The sequence below is a fragment of the Lactobacillus sp. ESL0679 genome, assembly GCF_029433515.1.
In the GTDB taxonomy this organism is placed as follows: domain Bacteria; phylum Bacillota; class Bacilli; order Lactobacillales; family Lactobacillaceae; genus Lactobacillus.
The window spans coordinates 1-1,841 of the sequence record NZ_JAQTIG010000015.1 but is presented as its reverse complement, the minus strand read 5'-3'; the positions used below and the strand labels follow the sequence as shown (position 1 = coordinate 1,841).

Below are 1,841 nucleotides of genomic sequence, written 5' to 3'. Positions count from 1 at the left end.
TTCAGGCAGCAAGGAGAGCATTCTTCTTGCTGCTGTTATTAACTAAAAATTGGAATTAAAAAGTTGGGAGTGAATGAGTTGAATTTTAAATTGGGGGGACTACTACGACGTCCCCCCTATGTAGCTCAAGGCTCAAGGCTCAAAAGTTACATTAGTGTTGCACCTAGTAAGTAAAAGTGCTATACTGTTTTGCGAATGTATAGGAGGTAATTTTTATGTTGGCTGAAAACAAGAGTCGTTTAACGGTGTCTTTAACGAATAATCAGATTGAAAATTTGAATAAATTTGCTCGTGAAACTGGGATGACTAAATCGTCCGTTATTGCTTTGGCTTTGAGACAAATGCAAGGCTTTCCAGCCTAATTTGAGTATAAAAAAAGCCGCATATGCGGCCTAATGATTGTGAGGCTATTATAGCATGGAAAAAGAGAAAAAAGAAAGACGTTCGCGTAAGTGGACTTTAGTTATTTATCCTGATTCAGCACCGGAAAATTGGCGTCAAGTAATTAGTAATATGCATGTTGCATGGATAGAAAGTCCATGTCATGATAAGGATAAAAATCCAGATAATACTGTTAAAAAGGCACATTGGCATATTTTGTTAATGTTTGGTAGTGATAAGTCATTTAGACAAATAAAAGAAATTGCTGATGAATTGAATGCGCCTATTCCTCAGCCGTGTAGGAATGTTGTTGGCATGGTGCGATATTTTGCACACATAGATAATCCAGAGAAGCATCAGTATAAGCCGTCAGATATTGTGGGGCACTGCGGAGCGGATCCCCAACAATATCTGGAGACGGCTTCACAGAAAAAGGCTGATAGATATAAGCGTATCAAGGATATGATGGATTTTGTAGATGACCAAGGAATTACAGAGTTTGCGGATTTGTTACGATATGCGAGGGTAAAGCATTTTGATGATTGGTTTCAGTCGCTGTGTGATGATTCTGCGTTTGTGATGGGACAGTATGTTAAGTCAGTTAGATATTCTGCCGAAAAAGAAAAATAGATAAAAAGAAAGCATCTTAAAAGATGCTTTTTATTTTAGGTTGGTCTAATTAATTGGTCTAGCTAAATTTGATGAAATTAGAAAAATAAAGTATTTGGTTTGGGTTTTGTTTGAAAGCTTTTGGATAAAAGATTTAGTTTTTTGATAGCTAAATTTTAGTAAAAATGGCAAAAGTTTAAAATACACGCACGTGTCAAAATGCTTTAATATCAGCACTTTTAGAGCTACACGTACGTGTACAAAAACATACATGTACGTGTATTTTCACAAACTTTAAAATAGAAATGCTGTTATATCAGGCTTTTTCAGCATACACGTACGTGTATTTTTTTGAAAAAAGTGGTATCACCCCCTATTTGCTAGAAACCGTTTGGCACCGCCAAACTATCAACTTACCAAAGGTAAGTGATAGCAGTTTCCCTTATGCTCTTCACTATTAGATTGTGAAAACTCTATTTTTAGAAGCAAAAGGGAGAAGAGTTTAGAGATTTAACGTAGTAGGATTTTTGAAAGAAGTTGTAATTTTGCTGAATGAACAAGGTTTAATTTTGATGTAGTTAAAAATTGGTCTGGTTATAGTGCAATATTGGTTAAGTAGAAAATGCTTATTTAATAGTTTGGGTGACTTAGAAGCAGATTGAAGGGTCAACGGTAAATTATCCGTATGGGGTTTTAAAACGTCTGAGAGACGTTTTTAGAGCCCATAGGAGAGTTTTAAGGAGTTGACCCGTAACAGAACCAAGAGCATGGGAATTCAGGCAGCAAGGAGAGCATTCTTCTTGCTGCTGTTATTAACTAAAAATTGGAATTAAAAAGTTGGGAGTGAATGA

The 1,841-nt window shown here is 35.9% G+C and carries 2 protein-coding genes; both read left to right on the top strand.

From position 1 onward, the window contains the following. Positions 1-215 precede the first annotated feature (215 nt). Positions 216-362, top strand: a complete 147-nt coding sequence (locus tag PT287_RS10000) for a CopG family transcriptional regulator (RefSeq protein ID WP_277134666.1) — start codon at positions 216-218, stop codon at positions 360-362. Positions 363-417: 55 nt separating this feature from the next. Beyond that, on the top strand, positions 418-1,011 hold the full coding sequence (locus PT287_RS09995; RefSeq protein ID WP_277134665.1) for a replication protein: 594 nt from the start codon (positions 418-420) through the stop codon (positions 1,009-1,011). The last annotated feature ends 830 nt before the right edge of the window (positions 1,012-1,841 follow it).